Source organism: Streptococcus mitis, from assembly GCF_003942695.1.
GTDB lineage: Bacteria > Bacillota > Bacilli > Lactobacillales > Streptococcaceae > Streptococcus > Streptococcus mitis_BD.
The window spans coordinates 62,473-84,530 of the sequence record NZ_RJNU01000003.1 but is presented as its reverse complement, the minus strand read 5'-3'; the positions used below and the strand labels follow the sequence as shown (position 1 = coordinate 84,530).

Sequence of the window (22,058 nt, the reverse complement as noted above, 5' to 3'; positions counted from 1 at the left end):
CTAGTACTCCAATGTTTCGATATCCTGTGGACACTCATTGATTGTTACGCTCTTAACCGTGGCATCACGCATATGAATCACGCGATCTGCAATAGGAGCTAGCGCGCTATTATGGGTCACGATAATCACTGTTGCTCCCTTTTGACGAGACATGTCTTGGAGAATCTTTAAGACTTGCTTCCCCGTCTGGTAATCCAAGGCACCTGTCGGCTCATCACAGAGAAGAATTTTAGGATTTTTGGCTACTGCGCGTGCGATGGAAACTCGTTGTTGCTCCCCTCCAGAAAGCTGGGCTGGAAAGTTATTGATCCGATGATCTAGTCCCACATCTTTGAGAACCTGCTCTGGATCCAAGGCATCCGCTACAATTTCTGAGGCCAACTCTACGTTTTCCTTGGCTGTCAGATTGGAGACTAGATTGTAAAACTGAAAAACAAAGCCCACATCATCTCGACGATAGTTTGTTCGTTGGTGGGAATTGTAGTTGGCGATATTGGCACCATCGACCCAAATCTCCCCCTCATCATTGGTATCCATACCTCCTAGGAGATTGAGAACCGTTGACTTGCCTGCACCAGATGCACCTAGAATGATAACCAACTCACCCTTTTCAATTTCAAAATTCACATCACTATTGGCCACAATCTCCGTATCCCCAACCTGATAACGCTTGTAGCTATGTTTCATTTCAATATAGGCCATCGTCCTTCTCTCTTTCTTACAATTAAGTCACTCTTTACTATCATTATAACGCTTTTTCAACTAGTTGGAAACTAGAAGCAAAAACAAAAAAGCCTAGGAATCCTAAGCTTTCTGTTTATAGATTATTTTCCAAGGTAGTATTCAGCAACTACGTTCAATTTTTCGTCAAATTCGAATACCAATGGTGGGAAGTTAGGGATTTCCACGTCCATGATTTCGTCATCTGACAAGCGTTTGATGTGTTTTACAAGGGCACGGATTGAGTTACCGTGAGCTCCTACAAATACGTTTTTACCATCTTTAAGTGCTGGCGCGATTTTGTCTTCCCAGAATGGAAGGGCACGTTCCAAAGTCACTTTCAAGTTTTCAGCATCTGGAATGACTGAATCGTCAAGTGAAGCGTAACGACGGTCAGTATGTGCTGAGTATTCGTCATCATGAGGCATTGCAGGAGGCAATACATCGTATGAACGGCGCCAGATATGAACTTGCTCATCACCAAATTGTTCAGCAGCTTCAGCTTTGTTTTTACCAGTCAAACCACCGTAGTGACGTTCGTTCAAGCGCCATGATTTTTCAACTGGAACCCAGAGTTGGTCAGCAGCTTCAAGAGCCAAATTTGTTGTTTTAATCGCACGTTTCAATACTGAAGTGTAAGCTTGGTCAAATTCGATACCAGCTTCCTTGATCAATTTACCAGCGTCAATCGCTTGTTGTGTTCCTTTATCAGACAAATCAACATCAGCCCAACCAGTGAAAAGGTTAGCTTTGTTCCATTCAGACTCACCATGGCGAGCAAAAACCAATTTTACCATTAGATGGATTCTCCTTTTATTTTTCGAGGTTTCCCTCGTTTATCTATTCTATTTTACACAATTTTTCACAAAAAAGCTAGTTAAAATCAACTAAAAAGAGAAGAGCTTATCAGTCTTCTCTTTATCGCACTATCATAATTGTTCTCGATAGAGGATGAAATAGTCCCCAAAAAATAATTGGAAAACTACTACTCTTCAATTACAAATTTTTTCAATGTTCCAAAATAAAGTGAACCACCAATAATGGTTAGAATTCCACCTACCCATCCCAAAAATGGAATCAAGCCGACCGCACCACCTACAATGAGCAAAACAGAAGGTGCATTCGTAACACGTTCATCATCTTTATAATAAACAATAGCCACAATTCCCAATACTAAAACAGCAATTTTAACCAATGACAAAATAATTGAGAGCCCTGTCAATGTCCCAACCGTTACATCTGCGTCTTCAGTTGCCGCAGCAGCTCCAACAGCCATGATAAACATGATAACTGGCGCTAAAAGCAATATAATTCCTGAAATAAGACCAAAAATAGCGTTAACACGAGCAAGTGTATTTGTTTTCATAATAATTTCTCTAAAAATTAAACAGTCTTATAAAATTTTATAATAAATATTGATTTTCAAAAAATAATTTTAAGTTCTATAGTCTCTTTATAATTAGTAGAAATATAAAATTATGAGAAAACTGAATAGTTGATTATGTTAATTATCTACACGGACAGGCTAGAAAGAACTTCATTTTAGGAAATGGACTAGTAAATTTTCCCATGATAAAACGCATAATATCAAAGCACTTGAACTCTTGATATTATGCGTTTTTATGATTTTAGCGACCTTTCTCAGTCTCTTTCTGATTATTTCGTTTCAAATCCTTCTGCGACTGCTTCTGCAAAGTTTTCTTCTACGATGCTTGCACAGTGGTCACAGACGACTGCGTGGTAGCTGCGTTCTGCTGTTGTTGGGTCAATACGACGGCAACGGTCACATACTTCACCTGCAGCGCGTTCAACTGTAAAGGCTACATCTTCGAAGCTAACAGCAGCTTCTGGAGCTGGTCCTTCTGCGATGGTCAATTCTGACACAATCAAAAGTTGAGCTACATTGCTATCTACTGCTCCAAGAAGAGTTTTCACCACTTCATTAGGATAAACCGTTAAGTGAGCTTCGAGTGATTTACCGATTACTTTTGCATTACGAGCTTCTTCCAAGGCTTTTTGAGCTTGTCCACGGAAGTCCATGAAGGCCGCCCAGGTATCCAAGATCTCTTCTTGGTTGGCAAAAGTTTGAGCTTCTGGCAATTCTGACAATTGAACGAAGTCTTCAGCTTCAAACTCAAGATATGACCAAATTTCTTCCGCTGTGTGAGGAAGGATTGGTGTCAAGAGTTTAGTGATTTTCACAAGAATGTCATAGAAGACAGTCTGCATTTGACGACGTTCGAGTGATTTGGCACCTTCGATGTAAACAACGTCTTTAGCAAAGTCAAGGTAGAAGGCTGATAAGTCAACGTTGATAAAGTTTACCAAGGCCTTATAGATTGTCAAGAATTCAAAGTTGGCATAAGCATCACGAATCGTTTTCACAAGTTGGTTAAAGCGGATAGTCATGTACTTATCAACTGAACGAAGTTCTTCGTAAGCTACTGTATCTTCAGCTGGGTTAAAGTCAGATGTGTTAGCAATCAAGAAACGAAGGGTGTTACGAATCTTACGGTAAGTTTCAGAGACTTGACTTAAGATATCCATAGAGATACGCACGTCGTTGCTTGAGTCAACACTAGTTACCCAGAGACGTAAGATTTCCGCACCAAATTGTTTTTCAACATCGCTTGGAGCAATGGTATTTCCAAGAGATTTAGACATCTTCTCACCTTTACCATCAAGGGCAAATCCTTGTGATAAGATTTGTTTGTATGGCGCTACGCCATGGTTGGCAACAGATGTGATGAGGGATGAGTTGAACCAACCGCGGTATTGGTCAGAACCTTCAAGGTAAAGATCAGCTGGATATTTAAGTTCTGGACGGTTAACCACTACTCCATTCCATGATGAACCCGAGTCGAACCAAACGTCCATGATGTCCGTTTCTTTTTTGAACTCGCCATTTGGTGAACCGGGATGCGTAAATCCTTCTGGCAAGAGGTCTTTGGCATCACGTTCCCACCAGATGATAGAACCATGCTCTTCAAAAAGTTGAGCCACGTGTTCAATGGTTTCAGCTGTCATAATAGCTGTACCATCTTCTGCGTAGAAGATAGGAAGGGGAACTCCCCAAGCACGTTGACGAGAGATGACCCAGTCACCACGGTCGCGAATCATGTTGTAAAGGCGAACTTTCCCCCATTCTGAGTGGAACTTCACTTTTTCAATTTCATCCAAGATTTCTTGGCGGAATTTTGATACAGAAGCAAACCATTGTGGCACTGCACGCCAGATAATTGGTTTTTTCGTACGCCAGTCAAATGGGTAGGAGTGTGAGATTTCTTCTTGAGCAAGGAGTAAATCACCAAGTTTTTCGATAACAGTTGGAACAACCTTGTCATAGAACTGACCTGCAAAGTCAGAGCCAGCATTGGCCATCATAATACCGCGTTCGTTAACTGTTACAGCAACTTCAAGACCGTTAGCAACACCGACATTGTAGTCGTCCTCACCAAAACCAGGGGCTGTATGGACGATACCAGTACCAGAGTCAGTCGTAACGTGGTCACCAAGGATTACCAACTCATCTACAGCCGTATCCCATGGGTGAGCTGTCACGATTTGGTTCAATTCTTGACCACGGTAGGTAGCCAAGACTTGCACATCCGCCCAGCCAAATTTCTCAGACAAACTGTTCAACAATTCTGAAGCAACCACAAACTTACGATCTTCGCCAGCTGGTTGTACCAATACATAATCAATATCTGCTCCAACTGTCAATCCACGAGAAGCTGTGATAGTAAATGGTGTAGTGGTCCATACGACAATATAAGTGTCTGTATCTAGGACACCTTTTCCATCTTTGACGCGGTTAGCATAGTAAAGGGAAGTTGAAAGCAAGTCATGGTATTCAATTTCCGCTTCTGCAAGGGCTGACTCTGATGACCATGACCAGTAAACTGGCTTGGCACCACGGTAGATATAGCCTTTTTTAGCCATTTCACCAAAGACACGGATTTGAGCCGCTTCATAGTCTGGAGTCAAGGTAACATAAGGATTTTCCCAGTCACCAGAAACACCCAAACGTTTAAAGTCTTCTCTTTGTTTATCTACTTGGGAAAGAGCGTAATCACGGCAAAGTTTCAAGTACTCAACCAAATCCATTTCTTTACGTTTCACACCTTGTTTCGCCAAAACTTGCTCGATTGGCAGACCATGTGTATCCCAACCTGGAATATAAGGCGCATAAAAGCCTGACATGGATTTTGAACGAACAATAATATCTTTAGAAATCTTGTTCATGGCGTGCCCAACGTGGATATTTCCGTTGGCATAGGGAGGTCCATCGTGCAAGGTGAAATGCGGTTTTCCTTGGTTCAATTCTTGACGACGTTGGTAAAGTTTCGCTTCGTCCCACTCTTTTTGCCATAGTGGTTCTTTAGTAGGAAGTCCAGCACGCATTGGAAATTCAGTTTTTCCAAGATTTAGGGTATCTTTGAGTTTCATTATATCTCCTTTATTATATAGACAAATTAAAAACCACGAATCGCTAAAAAGGACGAAAATCGTGGTACCACCTTTGTTCGGAAAAAGACTTTGTCTTTTCCCCTCTTTTCCCGTAACGTGGGGAACGTCCTGTCTTACTGCTTTCAGACTGGATTGCTTGAGAGGATAATCTGACCACTAGGGATTGCAGGACTCACACCGTCTCCTACTCGCTGGAAATATAGTTGGTTAAATCTTGTTCTCACATTTATTTCTTATAATATTGTAACGGATTCTTGTTGTGCTTCATGTCTAGTAGTTGAAGAAGCAGTTCCAGTTGCTGATGGCGATACTGAGAAATACTCTGTCACGATTTCTGAATCCTCATGTTGTGGCTCAACTGAATGAGACTGTATCTCTTCTACAAGCGTATCGATGTCTAACACATGACTTTCCGCTTGACTGTTAGCCTGCTGAGCTTCAAACTCAGCTAATTCTTTGTTACCTGCTTCGATGCGGGCTTGTAACTCAGCCATTTCTTCAGGTGAAAATTGGCGAGTCACATCAATCGGCTCTTCTTCTGGTTGCGAAGGAACAGTTTCTCCCAAGACCTCTCCTACAACTTCCTTGAAGGCTTCATCACTTGTTTGGAGATAAGTCGCAGTCGGACGAAGAATATCTTCCCAATCTGAAGATTCGACAATTGCCAACTGGCTCTCAATCGTAGATTTGAGACGTTGATGAAATACACGGCTTTTGTTTTTCAATTCCTCTGTCTCAACAGCTACTTTCTTAGCATTATCTGTTGCCTGACGTAGGATTTCATTAGCCTTGTATTTCGCCTCTTCAAGGAGACGCTGGGCATCTTGCTCAGCCTGTTGAATAATATTGTTTGAGCGCTCTTGAGCAGCTTGCTTTACACGTTCAGCCGTATCTTGAGCAATCAAAACAGACTGGCTCAACGAATCCTTCATCTCATCAAAGTAAGATAAGCGCTCTTCTAAACTTCTAATGTGTCTTTCCATTTCGTGATTATTGCGAACTAAGTCCTCGTAATCACGAACAACAATATCAAGAAATTCATCTACTTCTTCTGGATCAAACCCTCTGAATTTCGTAGAAAAGGTTTTATCTTTAATTTCTAATGATGTAATTGGCATACTTTTCCTCACTTACTTAATAATAATTGGATAGTCAGTTTTATCTTATCCCTTTTAGTTTGCCCATTTTCTTTGACAATCTTCAGACGACCAAACTTTCTCACACTAATCAAATCCCCTACAGCTACTAGATAATCTAATTTTTCAATGGGGTGGTAGTTTACCTGAACAGATTTTTTCTCTATGAGTTGACTAGCCTGCTTTCTGGATAATTTCAAGGCACTTGATAAGAGGGCATCCAAACGAAAACTGGAAATCAAAATCTCTTGTTCTTGATAATTGATCTCAGATATGATTTTATCGGTGAAAGGACATTCCTCCAGCGACACAGGTAGTCTGGCAATCTGTTGTATCCCGTCCTGAAACAGAGGGATAAAATCACGATTGACAAAAATCTGTGCTCTCTTTTCATCTACCAAGATATCACCAAAGAGCTTACGATCAATTCCTAGTTGATTGATGATTGTCCCCAAAATCTTTGCATGTGTTAGCTGTTCAAATCTACTTGGATAACGGATTTCTAGCAATGCCATTTCAAAATCTGACAGTGTCGGACTGAAATAGTCTGGATATAGAAGGACACGGACAAATTCCGTATGGATATATTCTCCGCTACTCACACAGCCCAGTCCATAGGTCCCAGCCAAAACTTTCAATATATGTTCCTGATGCGGGTTGACAAAAGCAGTGAGGACAGGAGTATAAGTATCTTCCACCCGCTTGATCCACTCTAATCCCTTATCAATAAAGGGAGCATCATCAAGTGAAAAGTGCTGGTAAATCGCTTTAGTTGTCATCATATTATCAACAAGAAACGAATCAAGCTGTCACCCAAAAAACGGACGATTAAGATCGCCAGCCAAATGGATAAATCCAAACCTCCAAATTGTAAAGGTAAACGGCGAAGTGGATCAACAATCGGTCTAATCAGTTTTTCCAGTAAACGTTCTAGTGAACTACCGTAAGAATTTGGAAACCAAGAGAGGAGTGCATAGATTAACAAAAGCAGGGAATAGATATTCACTGCATTTTGGATCAGACGAATTAGAAAAATCATTATTTCGCTCTACTTCGTTTAATATCAAAACCAAATTCTGCACTTTGAGAATCATCAGGCAACTTGATATCTTCAATATTCACAACCACATTGACTGGTGTCAACAAATACATTGTACTCGCAACTTTTTTCAGATTACCTGCCAAAACATGACGGGCACCGTCCAGATAGTCTAGACAACGACGAGCCTGAACCTCTGTCATGTACTGGAAGTCAATCAAGATACTTTCATTTCCAGCCAATAAATCCACAATCTCTGTTGCATCCTCATATTTTCTAGGATAACGAACATCAATCGTTACTTTTTCATCTGTACGATGACTTTGCATAGCCAATTCTTGTTGACGAGCATGTAAGCGAGTGATGTTGGCATCTTTTGAAGTGGTTGATTGAAACTGCGCTGGCAGTTCTTTAGAAGCTGAACTCGATGAAGCAATCATCTGCTCATCCTGAGGTTGATAAGTCGCAGTTGTTTCTTCCCCATCTTCTGTAAAATAATCTATAAATTTATCAAATCTATCTTTTAAAGACATAGATCTCTCCTATTTAAAAAATGCTGTGCCAATTCGAACAAAGGTCGAACCAAATTGAATCGCTTCCTTATAGTCACGACTCATGCCCATGCTTAACTCTGTCATCGGCATATTAGGAATTTGTTTTTCCCTAATTTCTGCTTGCAGTTCCTGAGTTTTCTTGAAAATTTGTTTCAATTCATCAGAATCTGCCTCAAAAGGAGCCATGGTCATCAAACCAACATACTCAATCTGATCTAGCTGAGCCAAGTTCGGCAAAAGTTCTAGTAATTCTTCTTTTGAAAAACCGTGCTTGCTTTCTTCTCCTGAAATATTGACCTGTAGGAAACACTTGATAACATGATCTGTCCTCTTTTGAATCTCCTGTGCCAATTTAAAGGAATCTAAAGCATGAAAGTAATCCACAAAAGGGATTACTTCTTTGACCTTCCGTCTTTGTAGCGTTCCAATCAAATGCCAAGTGACAGGGAATTCTTTTAACGTCTGATATTTTTCTAAAAATTTATCAACACGATTTTCACCAATATGATGAACACCCAGGGGAAGCAGGGCTTCCGCTGTTTTTACGTCCACATATTTTGTCACTGCAATAATTGAAACAGAAGCTGGATCACGATTGGCTTCTCGGCTAGCTTCAGCGACCTGCTGAAACACGAACTCTGTATTTTTTTTCAAATCCATTGATTAACGATTCTTGAAGAATGGAGGTGTGTCCAACTCATCTTCGTCCTGATAAGTCGGTGCTTCGAAACGTTCTACAGGTGATACGACTGAATCAGTTTGACGAACGATTGATTCACGACGCAAGTCCCAATCACCAAAAGCAGAAGATTGACTTGTTTCAAAACGTCGTTGGCTTTGTTTTGGTAATTCCGCTGTATCTTCTAGGTCAAAATGACGATCCAATGTGTGTGAATGCGGAGCTCTAGAAGCTTCTCTACGAGCTGCTTGCTTAACTGGAGAACCAACAACTTTTTCTACACGTTCTTGACGAACACCAGTCGCTACAACAGTAACACGGATTTCATCTTTCATGCTTTCGTCAATAGAAGTTCCAAGCCAGATATTCACTCCCTGACCAGCTGCTTGGTTGACGATTTCTGAAGCTTCTTCCGCTTCAATCAAGGTCAAATCAAGACCACCAGTAACGTTGACAATGACATCTTCAGCACCGTCAATAGTTGTTTCAAGAAGTGGTGAGTAAATCGCTTTACGAGCTGCTTCAACGACACGCTCTTCACCACTACCAATACCGATACCCATAAGGGCATTTCCTTTGTTTGCCATGACAGTTTTCACATCGGCAAAGTCAAGGTTAATCAAACCTGGGTTGGTAATCAAGTCTGTAATCCCTTGAACACCTTGGCGAAGGACGTTATCTGCCTCGCTAAGAGCTTCAAGAAGTGGTGTTTTCTTGTCAACAATCTCTAGCAAGTTGTTGTTTGAGATAATCAATAGAGTATCAACATGCTCGCGAAGTTCGTTGATTCCTTCTACAGCGTACTGACCACGTTTGCTTCCTTCAAAGCCAAAAGGACGTGTCACAACACCAACTGTAAGGGCTCCAAGATCTTTTGCAATGCGGGCAATAACTGGGGCAGCACCTGTTCCAGATCCTCCACCCATACCAGCAGTGATGAAAACCATGTCTGCCCCGCTAATTGCTGCTGTCAATGCTTCTTCGCTTTCTTCAGCAGCTTTACGTCCAACTTCTGGACGACCTCCAGCACCCAAACCACGAGTCAATTTTGGACCAAGTTGGATAACTGTTTCAGCTTTTGTACTGCTTAAGGCTTGTACGTCTGTGTTCGCCGCAATGAATTCTACGCCTGAAACACCTTCGTCGATCATGCGGTTAATAGCATTACCACCGCCTCCACCGACACCAATTACTTTAATAACTGCACCTTGAGCAGCTGCTGTATCAAATGAAAATGTCATAATTTCTTTTCCTCTTTTATTCATCAAACATGCTTCCGATCAAGCTGCGGAAACGGTCTGTTAATTTCGGTTTATCTTGAGAACTTGCTTGGAATTCGTCTCTTGGAGCAAGGCCACTGTCAGATGTGATTTCAGTTGCTGCAGTAGCTGGTTGCACTGGAGTTGTTTGTATAATCGGTGTCACACTTTGATTTGAAACACCAAAATTAATTGGTTTCTGGCGAAGGAATTCATCTCCTCTGACTGCCTTTTGAGCCAGAAGATTCACTTCTGTCAATTTACCTGCAAACTCAGACAAGCTGATCACATGTGCAAAAGCAGGGTTGCGAATTCCCACTTGATTTGGCACATAGAGTTTCACTCGAACACCGAACACTTCTTGCGCCAATTCGACAACTCCTGGCAAAATCGCATTCCCGCCGATCAGAACGATACCACCTGGTAGATCCAACAAGTGTCTTCTGTCTAACTCCTGTTTAATTTGATCAAAAATATGTTTGATACGTGCTGAAATAATTTCTGCCAAGTAACTTTCTGTCACTTCAACGGGCTCTACTTCACCAATGACTTCTACTTGGAAAGTCTCGTTACTTGCTAGTGGAACATAAGCTTCACCATAGTTTAGTTTCAAACTTTCTGCGATTTTTTGGGAAGTTTTTAAGACTTTGGAAATGTCTTTAGTGACATATTCTCCACCTTCTTGGTAGATATTTGTAAATTGCAATTCTTGATTGCGAATAGTTGCAACTGTAGTCTGCCCACCACCCATATCAATCACTGTCGCGCCAAACTCACGTTCTCCCTCATTGAGAACTGAATTTACAATCGCTAATGGTGAGATGATGACATTGTCAACATGGATTCCCACACGCTCCACGGTTTTACGAAGGTTATGAAGGATGGTACGAGGTCCTGTGTAAAGTAAGCCACGCATTTCCAAACGCACCCCCATCATGCCACGAGGGTCACGAATACCTTGGAAACCATCTACGATAAACTCTTCTGGAATGAACGTAATCACTTCACGATCAGGAGTCATGCTCTTTGTCAAAGCTGATTTGACAACATTTTCAACATCCTGATCTGTAATTTCTTTTGTATCTGATGTTACAGGAATCATTCCTTGAGTTGGTTCAACCTGCAAGAGGTTTGCTGGTAAACCAACATTGACAGACTTGATTGAAATTCCTGCCTTCTCTTCTGCCTGGGAAATTGCGGATTTGATTGCTGAAGCAGCAGCCTCAATATCAACGATAATCCCGTCTTTGACACCTTTACTCTTGGCATTGCTAACGCCAATTACATTTACTTCACCATCTCTATGTTCGGCAACCAGCACTTTGATGGAGCTAGTTCCGATATCTAAGCCTGTAAAAAAACCATCTCTAGTCATTACATTGCATCCTCTCTGTCTTCCAAGTTTCTCACTTCTATTTTCAATAACTGTGACGGACACAGCTATTCACAAAATATTATAACACAAAAAATCCAATCGTGCTTAGTTTTTCATAAATTTCCTCTAGGTTTTTTGTAAAAGTCTTTTAAACAATTTTCTCAGGAGCAATCATTATTTTTATATCCTTACAGCTATATTTTGCATATTTAATCAAAAAAAGAGAAGGCCTTTTTAAGCTTTCTCTTGAATAATTTTTTCTGCTCTTTGTTGCAAAAAGACCTCTACTACTTTTGCAGTCAAGCTGATTGCTGCTACCAACACACTGGACACGATGAGGTAGTTCGCCAATTGTCCGTGATTTCCCACTAGTGGTGGTTTATTTAAAAATCCATAATCTCCACCTACAACCAAGTTGACAATTCCTATCAAGGCATTTAGAGAAAATGTAATCACTGTCACATTTTTCAAATTGAGCAGGGAAGCTTCATAATTCTTAAACAAGTATAGGAGCGCATTCCCCAAAAGTGCCACGTGCCCGATGATAAAGGACAGGATGGTCACATGCGGAAACGGATAAGGGTCAAAGAGTGGGTAAGCCAGAGCTGCTGTTGCTCCAAAGGTTCCTAGAAGGGCAAAGTATTGCTTGTACTTGGAAGTCCCTGGAATCAAGAGCATGACAAACATGGCGATACGACAATGATAGAAGGGCAAACTTTCTGATAAGGGCATTTGATTCCCCCAATACCAGCTATACAGAACAATCAGTTGAAGAGACTGAAGGATCTGAATAAAGCGCTGGTAAGTCACTTTGTCGCGAAAGCGATAAGAAGCATAGAAAGTAAGAGCCAATAAACATAACAAACCAATATACCAGTGGAGTTCAAACTGGGGCGGTTCTGATATCTGTGTGGTAAATAATTGTTCCCACAAATTCATATTCTATTCCTCGTTCATCTAGCCAGAGCAGTAGAAAAGTCACTGCTCGACCTTTTTAATTTTTTTGAAAAAGCTTGATTCTATACCATGCATAGAATACTTGCGACTTAAATTCGCAACCTATTATATCATTTGTCTCGCAGAAATGCACCTTGCAGACACCCTTTTTTGATTTGCAGACTTCTCTAGCATAACCTAATCAATATATTGCTCTCTTTGTCCCTGATAAACCTGCCAAAGAATCTCCATCTGCTCCTTGGTAATGCGTTTTTCAGATAAGACTGGCAGTTGGTTAATGGCAAAAAATTGAAGGTCGGCAATTTCTTGATTCTCTTGAAATTGTCCGTCAAAAAGTTGGCATTCAAACACAAACTTTGCATATTGTTTGCTCTGTAGTTGGAAACGATTGGTATCAAAAACTGCAAGTAACCTTTCAGCTTTTGCTGTAAAACCGGTTTCTTCTTCAATTTCCTTGAGAATATTTTCAGTTGGAGAATAGCCGACTTCACCAAATCCACCTGGCAAAGCCCAACTATCCTCTCCTTTTCCTCTAACTAAACAGACTTTTTCATCCTCAACAATCCAAGCACGGACGTCCATCAGAGGAGTCGCGTAAGCGGAAGTTGGTTTCAAGACTTCTGCCACTTCTTCTGCATCGAGGTCTGATACCTGATTCAACATTTCGCTAAACAAACTTCGCAAGTCCTCGTATCGCTCACAGTCAAAAGGATCTTTTGTAAAGGTTAATCCAGTATCCGTAATAGCTAGCATTCTTTGCAGATACTTGGTAAAATCACTTGCATTCATTTTCTAAACTTTCTACCAACTTAGCTAGATTCATAGAGTTCGAGCCTTTGAGCAGAATTTGGTCATTGGCACCGAGGCTTTCCTTGACCTGCTTGACAAGGTCTTCAAATTGATCTTCGCTCGCAGTTTTCTTAAAGTAGAATACATGACCGATTGGGAACATTTGACTGGCCAGCTGGCTTAATTCGGCAATGTCTTCTCCATAGAAAATAACCATATCAAGCACATCTGGCGATAGGCTCAGAATCATCTGGTTATGGAGTTGGATAGATTGGTCACCGAGTTCCTTCATGTCTGCTAGAACAGCAATTTTCTTGCCACCTTCATTAGCTGGAATAGCAGAGAAAGTCTCTAAAATTAGCTTCATAGCAGTTGGATTGGCATTGTAAACATCTGACAGAATATCTGCTCCGTTGGCAGCTTTCTTCCACTCGGTACGGTTACGAGTCAATTCAAGATTTTGGAAAGCCTGACGAATCTTCTCCTCTGAAACTCCTTCTTGTAGAGCCACATAAGCAGCAATCATAGCATTGGTGGCATTGTACTTGCCAGTTACTGGCAAATCGAGGGTTTGTCCCAAGAAATTAGCCTTAAAGGTCAGACTATCCTTACGCTCAACCAAGTCTGTTATTTCTAGTTCTGCTCCTTGACCAAAACGAATCACCTTTTTATCAGTAGGCAAGTAGGCCTCTACAATAGGGTCAGTCGGAGCTAAAAGCAAGGAACCTGAAGTCATACCGTCTGCAATTTGCATTTTTCCTTTAGCAATCTCTGAACGGTCTTTGAAAAAGGCCAAATGGGCTTCTCCAACCAAGGTCACGATGGCTGTTTTTGGATGAGCCAATTCAGACAAGAGATGGATATCTCCCAAGTGATCCTGCCCCATCTCCAAGACCAACTTTTCTGTCCCCTCAGACATGTGAAGAACCGTGTAAGGAAGGCCAATCTCATTATTGTAATTGCCTTGAGTTTTGTAGGTCTTGTAGGTTGTTGACAGTAGATGCGCCAACATATCCTTGGTCGTTGTCTTGCCATTTGAACCCGTTACTGCAAAGACATCAACCGCTGTTTTTTCAAGATAGTAGGTAGCTAGGGTTTGAAAAGCAGTCAACACATCATCTACTAGAATGTAGGGATGATTTGAAACCTTTTTCTCGGATAAGGTTACTACTGCACCATTTTCAAAAGCTGTTTCGATAAAGTCGTGACCGTCACGCGCACCTTTGAGCGGAACAAACAAATCTCCAGCAGTAATTAAACGACTGTCAAACTCAGCCTTTTCCAACTGGGTATCCGCAAAAAGACTAACATCATTTTTAGCTCCAACAGCTTGGGCAACTTCGTGGATTGTTAATTTCATTTCTACTCCTTTAAAAAGGGTTGAAGCCCGAGAACTCTACTCACCTTGCAGTGATGGTTCTGACTCCTACCCTCTCTTTCGTTTTTATAGCAAATGCGCTTCGCGCTTGTCAAAGCTTTCCTTGGCAAGGTCAACCAAACGCTCAATTAGATCTGGGTAGCTGATTCCCATATTGTCCCAAAGTAGTGGATACATAGACCACTGGGTAAAACCTGGCATGGTATTGAGCTCGTTTAGGAAAATCTCGCCCTTATCTGTATAGAAGAAATCGCAACGAGATAGACCGAGACCACCGATCGCACGGAAGGCTGTTTCTGCATTTCGACGCATGATAGCTACCACATCATCACTAATCTTGGCTGGGATGTCCATGGTAATCTTGTTGTCAATATACTTGGCATCGTAGTCATAAAAGGCAACATCCTTGACCACTTCACCAGGAAGCGTGCTCTTCACATCGTAGTTGCCCAAAAGACCAACCTCGATTTCACGGGCATTCACCCCTTGCTCTACCAAGACACGGCTGTCATATTGAAATGCGAGCTCCAAAGCTTGGCGGAGTTCCTCATGGTTTTCAGACTTAGAAATACCGACACTGGAACCCATGTTTGACGGCTTCGTGAAGACTGGATAAGTCAATTTTTCTTCAACTTCAGCAATTTTAGCAGTCACATCATCACCTTCAACGATAGCCACATAAGGTACTTGGGCAATTCCAGCAGACTCCAAGACACGCTTGGTCGTAATTTTATCCATGGCAAGGCTGGATGACAAGATATTACAACCAACATAAGGCATTTTCAAGACTTCTAAGAATCCTTGAACTGAACCATCTTCTCCCATCGGACCATGAAGAACTGGAAAGACCACAGCGCCTTCTTCGTAGATAGCACTTGGCACGATTTTCTTGTCCCAATCAATGGTATCATTAGTCATGAGACGATTCTCTTGACCTGGAGTCTGGCTAAACTCTTGCGTTTTGATAAAGTCACCTGATTGGCTGATGAAGAAAGTCTTGACTGTGAAACGGTCGTAGTTGACCGCACGCATAACACTTTCAGCAGAAAGGACAGAGACCTCACGCTCTGCACTCCGTCCACCGTATAAAAGAATAATTGTTTGTTTCATATTACTGTCCTATTTTCTAATAGAATACTCGCACCTTAGTATATCATATTTGCTTCTTTTTTGAAACTTGAACATGGTACTGATAGTAAAGAAATATAAAAAGAGACCGATAACGACAAACTCGGTCTCCCCGTTCTTGTATAAATGAATTGAGTTCGTAAATTTGTTTACTCCTACAACTCTGTCCGATTTTCAATGGCTCGTAAGAGTGTGACTTCGTCCGCATACTCGATATCTGCTCCCACGGCTAGTCCTCGTGCTAGGCGAGTGACCTTGATACCAGCTGGTTTGAGGAGACGAGATAGGTACATGGAGGTCGCTTCCCCATCTGCCGTCGCATTGGTTGCCACGATAACCTCTGAAACCTCACTATCCATGAGACGAGTCATAAGACTCTTGAGATTGATATCGTCTGGGCTGATGCCATTCATCGGAGAAATGAGGCCGTGCAAGACATGATAGAGTCCGTGGTATTCTTGGATGTTTTCCATAGCAGCCACATCGCGACTATCTTCTAGCACCAAGATGGTTGTCTGGTCTCGAGTCGGGTCCGTACAGATAGAGCATGGATCATCATCCGTTAAACGGCCACAGATGGAACAGTAGGTCAATTCCCGCTTAGCAGACAAAAGATTTTTGGCAAATTCATTGACATCGTCATCAGACATTCCAATGGTATAGAAGGCTAGGCGGGTAGCCGTTTTGATTCCGATACCTGGTAACTTTGAATAGCTATCAATCAGCTTGGCAATAGGTGTTGGATACAGCATAAGTTCCTTTCTAATTCATTGGATGGTGTTGGTTATAGAGATTGATAATGTCGCGTGCAATCGAAGGTCCAACACCATTTGTAAGATTAGTGTTATGAGGAAAGACGACTGCGACCGCGATTTGGGGATTTTCGGTCGGTGCATAGGCGACTGCGTTGGTATTATTGGCTTTTTGACCGCCATTAACGTAACTTTCGGCAGTACCCGTTTTCCCGCTGATGGAAACGGCTGCACCATTTGAGAAGGCACGACCAGTTGTCAGAGCGCTCGTTCCATGCGAAACTTGATAGAAACCTTGTTGCAAGATAGCCATATCTGCTTCTGAAATATTAACCTTGTTCATTTCCTTGGTGGCTGTTTCTTGAACCAGACTGCCTAAGCCACCTTGGTCATTGTTTCCATAAACACCTTCAACGATGTGAGGAGCCAAACGCACACCATTGTTTGCAATGGTTGCGACATACTGAGCTAACTGCATCGGTGTGTAGTTATCAAACTGACCAAAAGCATTATTTAGATAGTTGGCCAAATCAAATTCTTTTGGTATAAATCCTGTTGATTCATCTGGAAGATCAATTCCCGTTGAAGCCCCGAGTCCATATTCTCCAAAGGTTGATCGCAATTTGCCCATTGCTGTCTCCAGTTGACTCGTTGCTACCATCATATTGGGTTTATAGGTCTGTCCCATAATTCCCAGAGCTGTTTGCACCATGTAGGTATTAGAGGAATATTCCAAAGCTTCAACCGCTGTGATAGGGAAAGAACCGTATGACAAGGTATACCATGAATTGATAGGGGCCGAACCCTGAAAAACAATCGGCTGGTCTGTCAAGGTTTGATTGCCTGATAACACTCCATTTTCCCAACCAGAGCTGATGGTCGCTGCCTTAACGACAGATCCTGGCACAAAGACATTGGTTATCGTTCCAAGCGAATCTGAACTTAATTTACCAGATTCAACATCATGCTTGACACCTGACATCGCCAGAACTGCACCAGTTTTGGGATTGAGAGCGACTGCGTAGACCCCTTCAGAATATTTAGCACCACCATTACCCAACTCGGAGTTAAAGTAGCTCTTGAGTAGGTCATCCACTCCATTTTGGAAAGCGAGGTCAATCGTTAGTTTGATATTGTTTCCTTTGCTTCCTTCCTCGACATTTTCCACACTTTCCATGTTTCCATGTTTGTCGAGATGCACTTCTTTGACAGAGCGTTTGCCTTGGAGGACATCTTCATATTGCTTTTCAAGATAGGAAGTCCCCACTCGGTCATTGAGAGAGTAGCCTTTCTTGAGATAAGCGTCAACTTCCTCAGCTGGAAGACCTGACTTTTCACTTGAAACGCTACCGACGATAGACGATAGAGAAGTGTCCAGTACTTTTCGGTCCCATGAGGTTGAAATGCTGATGCCTGGTAATTCCTTGGATGCAGAAGCCACAAGAGCAACCTGAGTATCATCTAAAGCATCTGTTGAAATGGTGCCCGTTGCAAAATTTTCAACAGCATTGAGTTGACTAAAGAGATAGATTTCTTTTTTCTGGTCATCTGTATAATTGAGTTGACTCACGTCAATGCTTTCGACCGCATTATTGTAGAGAGTTGCTTCCGATAAACGGTTCCCATCTGAATCCAGACGTTTATCGCTTGGCAAGGATTCGACTGTTTTTTTGTAAATATCCTGGTCCGCCAAGTAATAGTCTGCAATCTGTCGATCTGTCAGAACTGGGGAAGTTACATTTACATATGTGAGGAGTTTCTTGGCTGTCTCCTTCAATTCAGCTGCCGTCATTTTATTGTTTCGTGTGAAAGAAACAACCTGCTTGACAGTGTTTTCTACCAAGGGTTTCCCTGCTGCATCATAAATCTGTCCACGAGCTGAACTGGTTGTTACCCTTGTTTGGCTGGCTGAGGCCAATTTTGTTTCATAGAAATCTTTATTGAGGACCTGCATGTATAACAATCGACCAATAATGGCCATAAAGAGCAGGATAACAATCGCAAACAGTAAATTAAGCCGAATCGGAATCGAATGGCTATTGAATTTTCTCATACAACTAAGACTCTTTTCTAGAAAAATTCCCGATTTTCACCTTCATTTTCAGCTAAAATAATAGAGCAAACGGGTGAAGCTCGGTACTTTTCATTGTACCATATTTTACGGAGAAACTCTTGGAAAAGTCGAAGCATTTTTTGACTTTTAATCGAAAATGCCTTTTTATTTGGTTATCCTAACTTCTATGATATAATGATGTTAATAAGCTGGCAATCGTCAACTTTTAAGAGTTTGACTCATGAAAAGGAGCTCCATGAAAAAGCAGGATATCGCAACTATTATTGATCTTCATTTTGAAGAATTAACAGAGTTAGAACAGGAAATCGCTCGTTATTTCTTGCAGGTAGATACGATTGTGGATGATCTATCATCGCAACAGGTTACTCAAAAACTGCATGTTTCCCAAGCTGCCCTTACCCGTTTTGCAAAAAAATGTGGCTTTACTGGCTATCGAGAATTTGTTTTTCAATACCAGCACCAGGCCAATAAACAGGACACCCATTCTCACAAACACAGTCCTTTGACCAAACGTGTACTTCGAAGCTACAGCAACCTACGGGAACAAACACAGGATTTGATCGATGAAGCGCAGCTTGAACGCGTCGCCCAATTAATCGATGACGCTGAACGAGTTTACTTTTTTGGAACGGGAAGTTCTGGTCTGATTGCCCGTGAGATGAAACTCCGTTTTATGCGTCTGGGTGTTGTCTGTGAAGCTTTGACTGATCAGGATGGCTTTGCATGGACGACCAGCATCATGGATGAAAATTGTTTGGTGCTTGGCTTTTCCCTATCTGGCACTACCCAATCCGTCCTAGATAGTTTGTTGGATGCCAAGGAAATGGGTGCCAAGACCATCCTCTTTACCAGCGCTCCAAACAAAAATAGTCAGGCTTATACCGAAGCAGTTCTCGTCGCAAATCATAGCCAATCTTCTTACATCCAGCGTATTTCCGCTCAACTCCCTATGCTCATTTTAATAGATTTGATTTATGCCTACTTTTTAGAAATCAATCGCGAGAGCAAGGAAAAAATCTTTAACAGCTATTGGGAAAATAAAAAACTCAACGGCTATCGTAGACAAAAACGCGTTAGAAAATCCTAGTTTGGCTCAACCAAACTAGGATTGTTTTGTTTTGAAATGATAATAGGCACCCAACATCCCTGCTGTATTTTGGTGATGGGCAAATTCTAATCGTGTTTTTTCAGCTAAGCTTGGCACCAAGGCCGCCTTTAAGGCTGTGCGGATCTTCGGTTTGAGAATAGCCTCTTGCCCCATGATGCCGCCACCAAGAATGACCACTTCTGGATTGGCAACGTAGCAAATATTTGCCAGACCTTTCCCAAGGTAATCTACCATGCGGTCAATACCAGCCATACAGATCTTGTTTCCTTCGGTAGCTTCCTTAAAGATACGTCGGCCATTCCACTGATCAACTGAATCTCCATGAGCAGTTGCTACATACTCCACCAAGGCTGTCGTAGAAGCCAAATCTTGGAAAGCCCCATCCTGCATATGCATATAACCGACTTCGCAGGCAGAATTGCTAAATCCATGGAAAACTTTCCCATCCATAATCAAGCAACCACCGATACCTGTTCCAATGGTCAAACAAAGTGTCACACTCGCTCCCTTGCCTGAACCAGATACTGCCTCAGCAAGACCTGCGCAGTTGACATCATTTTCAATTTCACAAGGAATATTAAAGCTAGTCTCGATTTCCTTCTTGAACTGGGTTCCTGCATAATTCGGAATTTGAGGTCCCGCATAGAAAATCTCCCCCTTGTCAGGATCCACCATTCCTGCAGAAGAAATGGCAACACCTGCTACTGGGCCCTTTTCTAAATAGCTGGCAACGATATCTTTTGTCTTTTGTAAGATATGGGGTCCACCCTTATATGCCTCAGTTGGCATTTCATGCGATTCAACAAGTTGGCCTTCTTGGTCAATCAAACCATATTTGATGTTGGTTCCACCGATATCAATTGCAACGTAGTGTGTCATAAATACCTCCTTATGGATTAGAGGAAGCGCTCCTTGGTTTCACGAATCAAGGCTGCAGCTGCTTCTACAACTGGGCGATCTCCTTCAGTCACTGGTGTCAATGGCGAACGAACTGAACCGATGTTAAGTCCTTCATTGATTTTCAAGACTTCTTTGATGACACCGTACATATTTCCATGAGCAGCAGTCAATTTACCAATAATTGCGTTGATAGCGTATTGCAATTCACGCGCTGCTTCCAAATCTTTCTCAGCAATCAACTCATTGAGTTTCAAGAAGAGTTCTGGCATAGCACCATAAGTACCACCGATACCAGCTTTAGCACCCATGAGTCGTCCACCTAGGAACTGTTCATCTGGACCATTAAAGACGATATGGTCTTCCCCACCAAGGCTGACAAAGGTTTGGATATCTTGAACTGGCATAGAAGAGTTCTTAACACCGATAACACGTGGATTCTTCAACATTTCAGTGTAGAGACTTGGAGTCAAAGCAACACCTGCTAATTGAGGAATGTTGTAGATAACATAGTCTGTGTTTGGTGCTGCAGAACTAATGTCATTCCAATATTTGGCAACTGAGTACTCAGGCAAGCGGAAGTAAATCGGCGGAATCGTTGCAATGGCATCTACACCCAAACTTTCTGCGTGGCGAGCAAGTTCCATACTGTCTTTGGTATTGTTACAAGCTACGTGAGCGATAATGGTCAATTTTCCTTTGGCAACTTCCATGACTTCTTCCAAAATCAATTTACGGTCTGCCACACTTTGGTAGATACATTCACCAGAAGAACCATTGACATAGAGACCTTGAACTCCCTTATCAATGAAGTATTGAACCAAGGCACGCGTACGCTCTGGACTGACTTCTCCTTGATCATCATAACATGCGTAGAAGGCTGGAATGACACCTTCATATTTTTTCAAATCTGACATAGATTTTCTCCTAAGATTTCTTTTTTTCTGCTGAGAGCAGTTCTATTTTTTACAAGTTTAGTATACACCTTGTGAAAATCGCTTTCAATATCTTGTATACACTTAGATTTTAGTTTCTACTTGTATTTTAGAAACTGTAACGATTGAAAGTAGTTTCAGAAACAAACCATCCTACTGGTATTTGGCGAAGATTTTCTCCATCAAACCTGCTTGGAGAAAGACTAGCAAACCAAAACCAAAGAAGATAAAAGCTGACCCACCCAAAAGAAGAGTGAAGGCGGATAGATAAAGAACCATCACAATAAGAAAGAGAATAGCTAACATGAGGAAGAACCACGGAAAGTTAAAACTTGCCAAGATAAGTCCTTTTTGCAGCACTTCTTTCCAAGTTAAATCATAGCGTGCAGCGATGGGATAGCTAGCCAACATCACGAGAGTGAGGAAGATGAGAATCCCCAAACAAATAGCTTTCACAATCTGAAAAGGTAAAGCTGTCTGGCCCCAGAAGAGATAGAGATCTAAAAGACTCAGCAAAACTATGCCCAACTCCAGCAAACCTAACTGGAAACCCAGTTTCAGATTTTGCTTGAAAGCTCTCAGATAGGTTCTGAAAACAGGTACTCGCCTGCTTCTCTTAATCTCAAACATGGTTTGGTAGAGGCTGATTTTCGCCACTCCAATCGTCACGATGGGCAAACAAGAGACGACAAAAAGAAGATTGGCTGTCACGATATCCAAGACCTTTTCACTGAAACGCATGAGAAAGTTATCTGTATCAAATGCTGCCTTGATTAGGCTTGCTCCTTTTTGTGCCATGTTTGCTCCT

Annotated in this window: 21 protein-coding genes; 1 reads left to right on the top strand and 20 read right to left on the bottom strand. The window is 41.8% G+C overall.

The annotated features are described in order from the left end of the window. From D8852_RS03245 to pbp2b, 17 genes are all read right to left on the bottom strand, one after another. The gene (locus tag D8852_RS03245) at nucleotides 1-702 is read right to left on the bottom strand and encodes an ABC transporter ATP-binding protein (RefSeq protein WP_125424595.1); all 702 of its coding nucleotides are present in this window, start codon (nucleotides 700-702) and stop codon (nucleotides 1-3) included. A 122-nt stretch (nucleotides 703-824) separates the two neighbouring features. Then, a complete protein-coding gene (locus D8852_RS03240; RefSeq protein ID WP_125424594.1) occupies nucleotides 825-1,517 on the bottom strand; it encodes a phosphoglycerate mutase in 693 nt (230 codons plus the stop codon). A gap of 188 nt (nucleotides 1,518-1,705) precedes the next feature. After that, the gene (locus D8852_RS03235; protein ID WP_000856374.1) at nucleotides 1,706-2,086 is read right to left on the bottom strand and encodes a hypothetical protein; all 381 of its coding nucleotides are present in this window, start codon (nucleotides 2,084-2,086) and stop codon (nucleotides 1,706-1,708) included. 290 nt (nucleotides 2,087-2,376) lie between these two features. Then, a complete protein-coding gene (gene ileS / locus D8852_RS03230; protein WP_125424593.1) occupies nucleotides 2,377-5,169 on the bottom strand; it encodes an isoleucine--tRNA ligase in 2,793 nt (930 codons plus the stop codon). Nucleotides 5,170-5,423: 254 nt separating this feature from the next. Continuing rightward, nucleotides 5,424-6,308, bottom strand: a complete 885-nt coding sequence (locus D8852_RS03225) for a DivIVA domain-containing protein (RefSeq protein ID WP_125424592.1) — start codon at nucleotides 6,306-6,308, stop codon at nucleotides 5,424-5,426. 8 nt (nucleotides 6,309-6,316) lie between these two features. Continuing rightward, nucleotides 6,317-7,108 (bottom strand): RNA-binding protein, encoded by a 792-nt coding sequence (locus D8852_RS03220; protein ID WP_125424591.1) that lies wholly within the window; start codon nucleotides 7,106-7,108, stop codon nucleotides 6,317-6,319. Beyond that, nucleotides 7,105-7,365, bottom strand: a complete 261-nt coding sequence (locus D8852_RS03215) for a YggT family protein (protein ID WP_125424590.1) — start codon at nucleotides 7,363-7,365, stop codon at nucleotides 7,105-7,107. The genes D8852_RS03220 and D8852_RS03215 overlap by 4 nt, the downstream gene beginning before the upstream one ends. Beyond that, nucleotides 7,365-7,898 carry a cell division protein SepF gene (locus D8852_RS03210; protein WP_000053360.1) on the bottom strand — a complete coding sequence of 178 codons (534 nt, stop codon included), beginning with the start codon at nucleotides 7,896-7,898 and terminating at the stop codon, nucleotides 7,365-7,367. The genes D8852_RS03215 and D8852_RS03210 overlap by 1 nt, the downstream gene beginning before the upstream one ends. Before the next feature lie 9 nt (nucleotides 7,899-7,907). Further along, on the bottom strand, nucleotides 7,908-8,579 hold the full coding sequence (locus D8852_RS03205) for a YggS family pyridoxal phosphate-dependent enzyme (RefSeq protein WP_125424589.1): 672 nt from the start codon (nucleotides 8,577-8,579) through the stop codon (nucleotides 7,908-7,910). 3 nt (nucleotides 8,580-8,582) lie between these two features. Then, nucleotides 8,583-9,839: a cell division protein FtsZ gene (gene ftsZ, locus D8852_RS03200; RefSeq protein ID WP_125424588.1), complete on the bottom strand. Its 1,257-nt coding sequence runs from the start codon at nucleotides 9,837-9,839 to the stop codon at nucleotides 8,583-8,585. Between the two features lie 16 nt (nucleotides 9,840-9,855). Further along, the gene (ftsA, locus tag D8852_RS03195; RefSeq protein ID WP_084976066.1) at nucleotides 9,856-11,232 is read right to left on the bottom strand and encodes a cell division protein FtsA; all 1,377 of its coding nucleotides are present in this window, start codon (nucleotides 11,230-11,232) and stop codon (nucleotides 9,856-9,858) included. 234 nt (nucleotides 11,233-11,466) lie between these two features. Next, complete coding sequence (locus D8852_RS03190) at nucleotides 11,467-12,171, bottom strand: TIGR02206 family membrane protein (RefSeq protein ID WP_061417188.1); 705 nt, start codon at nucleotides 12,169-12,171, stop codon at nucleotides 11,467-11,469. A gap of 195 nt (nucleotides 12,172-12,366) precedes the next feature. Continuing rightward, entirely contained in the window at nucleotides 12,367-12,978 is a 612-nt protein-coding gene (locus tag D8852_RS03185; protein WP_061417189.1) for an NUDIX hydrolase, read from the bottom strand. After that, on the bottom strand, nucleotides 12,965-14,338 hold the full coding sequence (locus tag D8852_RS03180; protein WP_125424587.1) for a UDP-N-acetylmuramoyl-tripeptide--D-alanyl-D-alanine ligase: 1,374 nt from the start codon (nucleotides 14,336-14,338) through the stop codon (nucleotides 12,965-12,967). Before D8852_RS03180 ends, D8852_RS03185 begins: the two co-directional genes overlap by 14 nt. Before the next feature lie 84 nt (nucleotides 14,339-14,422). Further along, nucleotides 14,423-15,466, bottom strand: coding sequence for a D-alanine--D-alanine ligase (locus D8852_RS03175; RefSeq protein ID WP_125424586.1), 1,044 nt, complete (start codon nucleotides 15,464-15,466; stop codon nucleotides 14,423-14,425). 173 nt (nucleotides 15,467-15,639) lie between these two features. Then, a complete protein-coding gene (gene recR / locus D8852_RS03170; RefSeq protein WP_000966754.1) occupies nucleotides 15,640-16,236 on the bottom strand; it encodes a recombination mediator RecR in 597 nt (198 codons plus the stop codon). 10 nt (nucleotides 16,237-16,246) lie between these two features. Beyond that, complete coding sequence (gene pbp2b, locus D8852_RS03165; protein WP_125424585.1) at nucleotides 16,247-18,289, bottom strand: penicillin-binding protein PBP2B; 2,043 nt, start codon at nucleotides 18,287-18,289, stop codon at nucleotides 16,247-16,249. Nucleotides 18,290-18,545: 256 nt separating this feature from the next. Here pbp2b and D8852_RS03160 point away from each other — a divergent pair, with 256 nt between their 5' ends. After that, nucleotides 18,546-19,397 (top strand): MurR/RpiR family transcriptional regulator, encoded by an 852-nt coding sequence (locus D8852_RS03160; RefSeq protein ID WP_125398773.1) that lies wholly within the window; start codon nucleotides 18,546-18,548, stop codon nucleotides 19,395-19,397. 15 nt (nucleotides 19,398-19,412) lie between these two features. Here the strand turns inward: D8852_RS03160 and D8852_RS03155 are convergent, their stop codons facing one another. The 3 genes from D8852_RS03155 to D8852_RS03145 all read right to left on the bottom strand — a co-directional run bounded on the left by D8852_RS03155 (nucleotide 19,413) and on the right by D8852_RS03145 (nucleotide 22,048). Next, entirely contained in the window at nucleotides 19,413-20,297 is an 885-nt protein-coding gene (locus D8852_RS03155; protein WP_125424584.1) for an ROK family protein, read from the bottom strand. Nucleotides 20,298-20,314: 17 nt separating this feature from the next. Next, nucleotides 20,315-21,232, bottom strand: coding sequence for a dihydrodipicolinate synthase family protein (locus D8852_RS03150; protein ID WP_125424583.1), 918 nt, complete (start codon nucleotides 21,230-21,232; stop codon nucleotides 20,315-20,317). A gap of 171 nt (nucleotides 21,233-21,403) precedes the next feature. After that, nucleotides 21,404-22,048: a YesL family protein gene (locus D8852_RS03145; RefSeq protein WP_125424582.1), complete on the bottom strand. Its 645-nt coding sequence runs from the start codon at nucleotides 22,046-22,048 to the stop codon at nucleotides 21,404-21,406. Nucleotides 22,049-22,058: the final 10 nt, after the last annotated feature.

Bases quoted from the DNA above. Each gene is read 5' to 3' on its own strand.
- D8852_RS03245 (WP_125424595.1), bottom strand. From the start codon at position 702: ATGGCCTATATTGAAATGAAACATAGCTACAAGCGTTATCAGGTTGGG.
- D8852_RS03240 (WP_125424594.1), bottom strand. From the start codon at position 1,517: ATGGTAAAATTGGTTTTTGCTCGCCATGGTGAGTCTGAATGGAACAAA.
- D8852_RS03235 (WP_000856374.1), bottom strand. From the start codon at position 2,086: ATGAAAACAAATACACTTGCTCGTGTTAACGCTATTTTTGGTCTTATT.
- ileS (WP_125424593.1), bottom strand. From the start codon at position 5,169: ATGAAACTCAAAGATACCCTAAATCTTGGAAAAACTGAATTTCCAATG.
- D8852_RS03225 (WP_125424592.1), bottom strand. From the start codon at position 6,308: ATGCCAATTACATCATTAGAAATTAAAGATAAAACCTTTTCTACGAAA.
- D8852_RS03220 (WP_125424591.1), bottom strand. From the start codon at position 7,108: ATGATGACAACTAAAGCGATTTACCAGCACTTTTCACTTGATGATGCT.
- D8852_RS03215 (WP_125424590.1), bottom strand. From the start codon at position 7,365: ATGATTTTTCTAATTCGTCTGATCCAAAATGCAGTGAATATCTATTCC.
- D8852_RS03210 (WP_000053360.1), bottom strand. From the start codon at position 7,898: ATGTCTTTAAAAGATAGATTTGATAAATTTATAGATTATTTTACAGAA.
- D8852_RS03205 (WP_125424589.1), bottom strand. From the start codon at position 8,579: ATGGATTTGAAAAAAAATACAGAGTTCGTGTTTCAGCAGGTCGCTGAA.
- ftsZ (WP_125424588.1), bottom strand. From the start codon at position 9,839: ATGACATTTTCATTTGATACAGCAGCTGCTCAAGGTGCAGTTATTAAA.
- ftsA (WP_084976066.1), bottom strand. From the start codon at position 11,232: ATGACTAGAGATGGTTTTTTTACAGGCTTAGATATCGGAACTAGCTCC.
- D8852_RS03190 (WP_061417188.1), bottom strand. From the start codon at position 12,171: ATGAATTTGTGGGAACAATTATTTACCACACAGATATCAGAACCGCCC.
- D8852_RS03185 (WP_061417189.1), bottom strand. From the start codon at position 12,978: ATGAATGCAAGTGATTTTACCAAGTATCTGCAAAGAATGCTAGCTATT.
- D8852_RS03180 (WP_125424587.1), bottom strand. From the start codon at position 14,338: ATGAAATTAACAATCCACGAAGTTGCCCAAGCTGTTGGAGCTAAAAAT.
- D8852_RS03175 (WP_125424586.1), bottom strand. From the start codon at position 15,466: ATGAAACAAACAATTATTCTTTTATACGGTGGACGGAGTGCAGAGCGT.
- recR (WP_000966754.1), bottom strand. From the start codon at position 16,236: ATGCTGTATCCAACACCTATTGCCAAGCTGATTGATAGCTATTCAAAG.
- pbp2b (WP_125424585.1), bottom strand. From the start codon at position 18,289: ATGAGAAAATTCAATAGCCATTCGATTCCGATTCGGCTTAATTTACTG.
- D8852_RS03160 (WP_125398773.1), top strand. From the start codon at position 18,546: ATGAAAAAGCAGGATATCGCAACTATTATTGATCTTCATTTTGAAGAA.
- D8852_RS03155 (WP_125424584.1), bottom strand. From the start codon at position 20,297: ATGACACACTACGTTGCAATTGATATCGGTGGAACCAACATCAAATAT.
- D8852_RS03150 (WP_125424583.1), bottom strand. From the start codon at position 21,232: ATGTCAGATTTGAAAAAATATGAAGGTGTCATTCCAGCCTTCTACGCA.
- D8852_RS03145 (WP_125424582.1), bottom strand. From the start codon at position 22,048: ATGGCACAAAAAGGAGCAAGCCTAATCAAGGCAGCATTTGATACAGAT.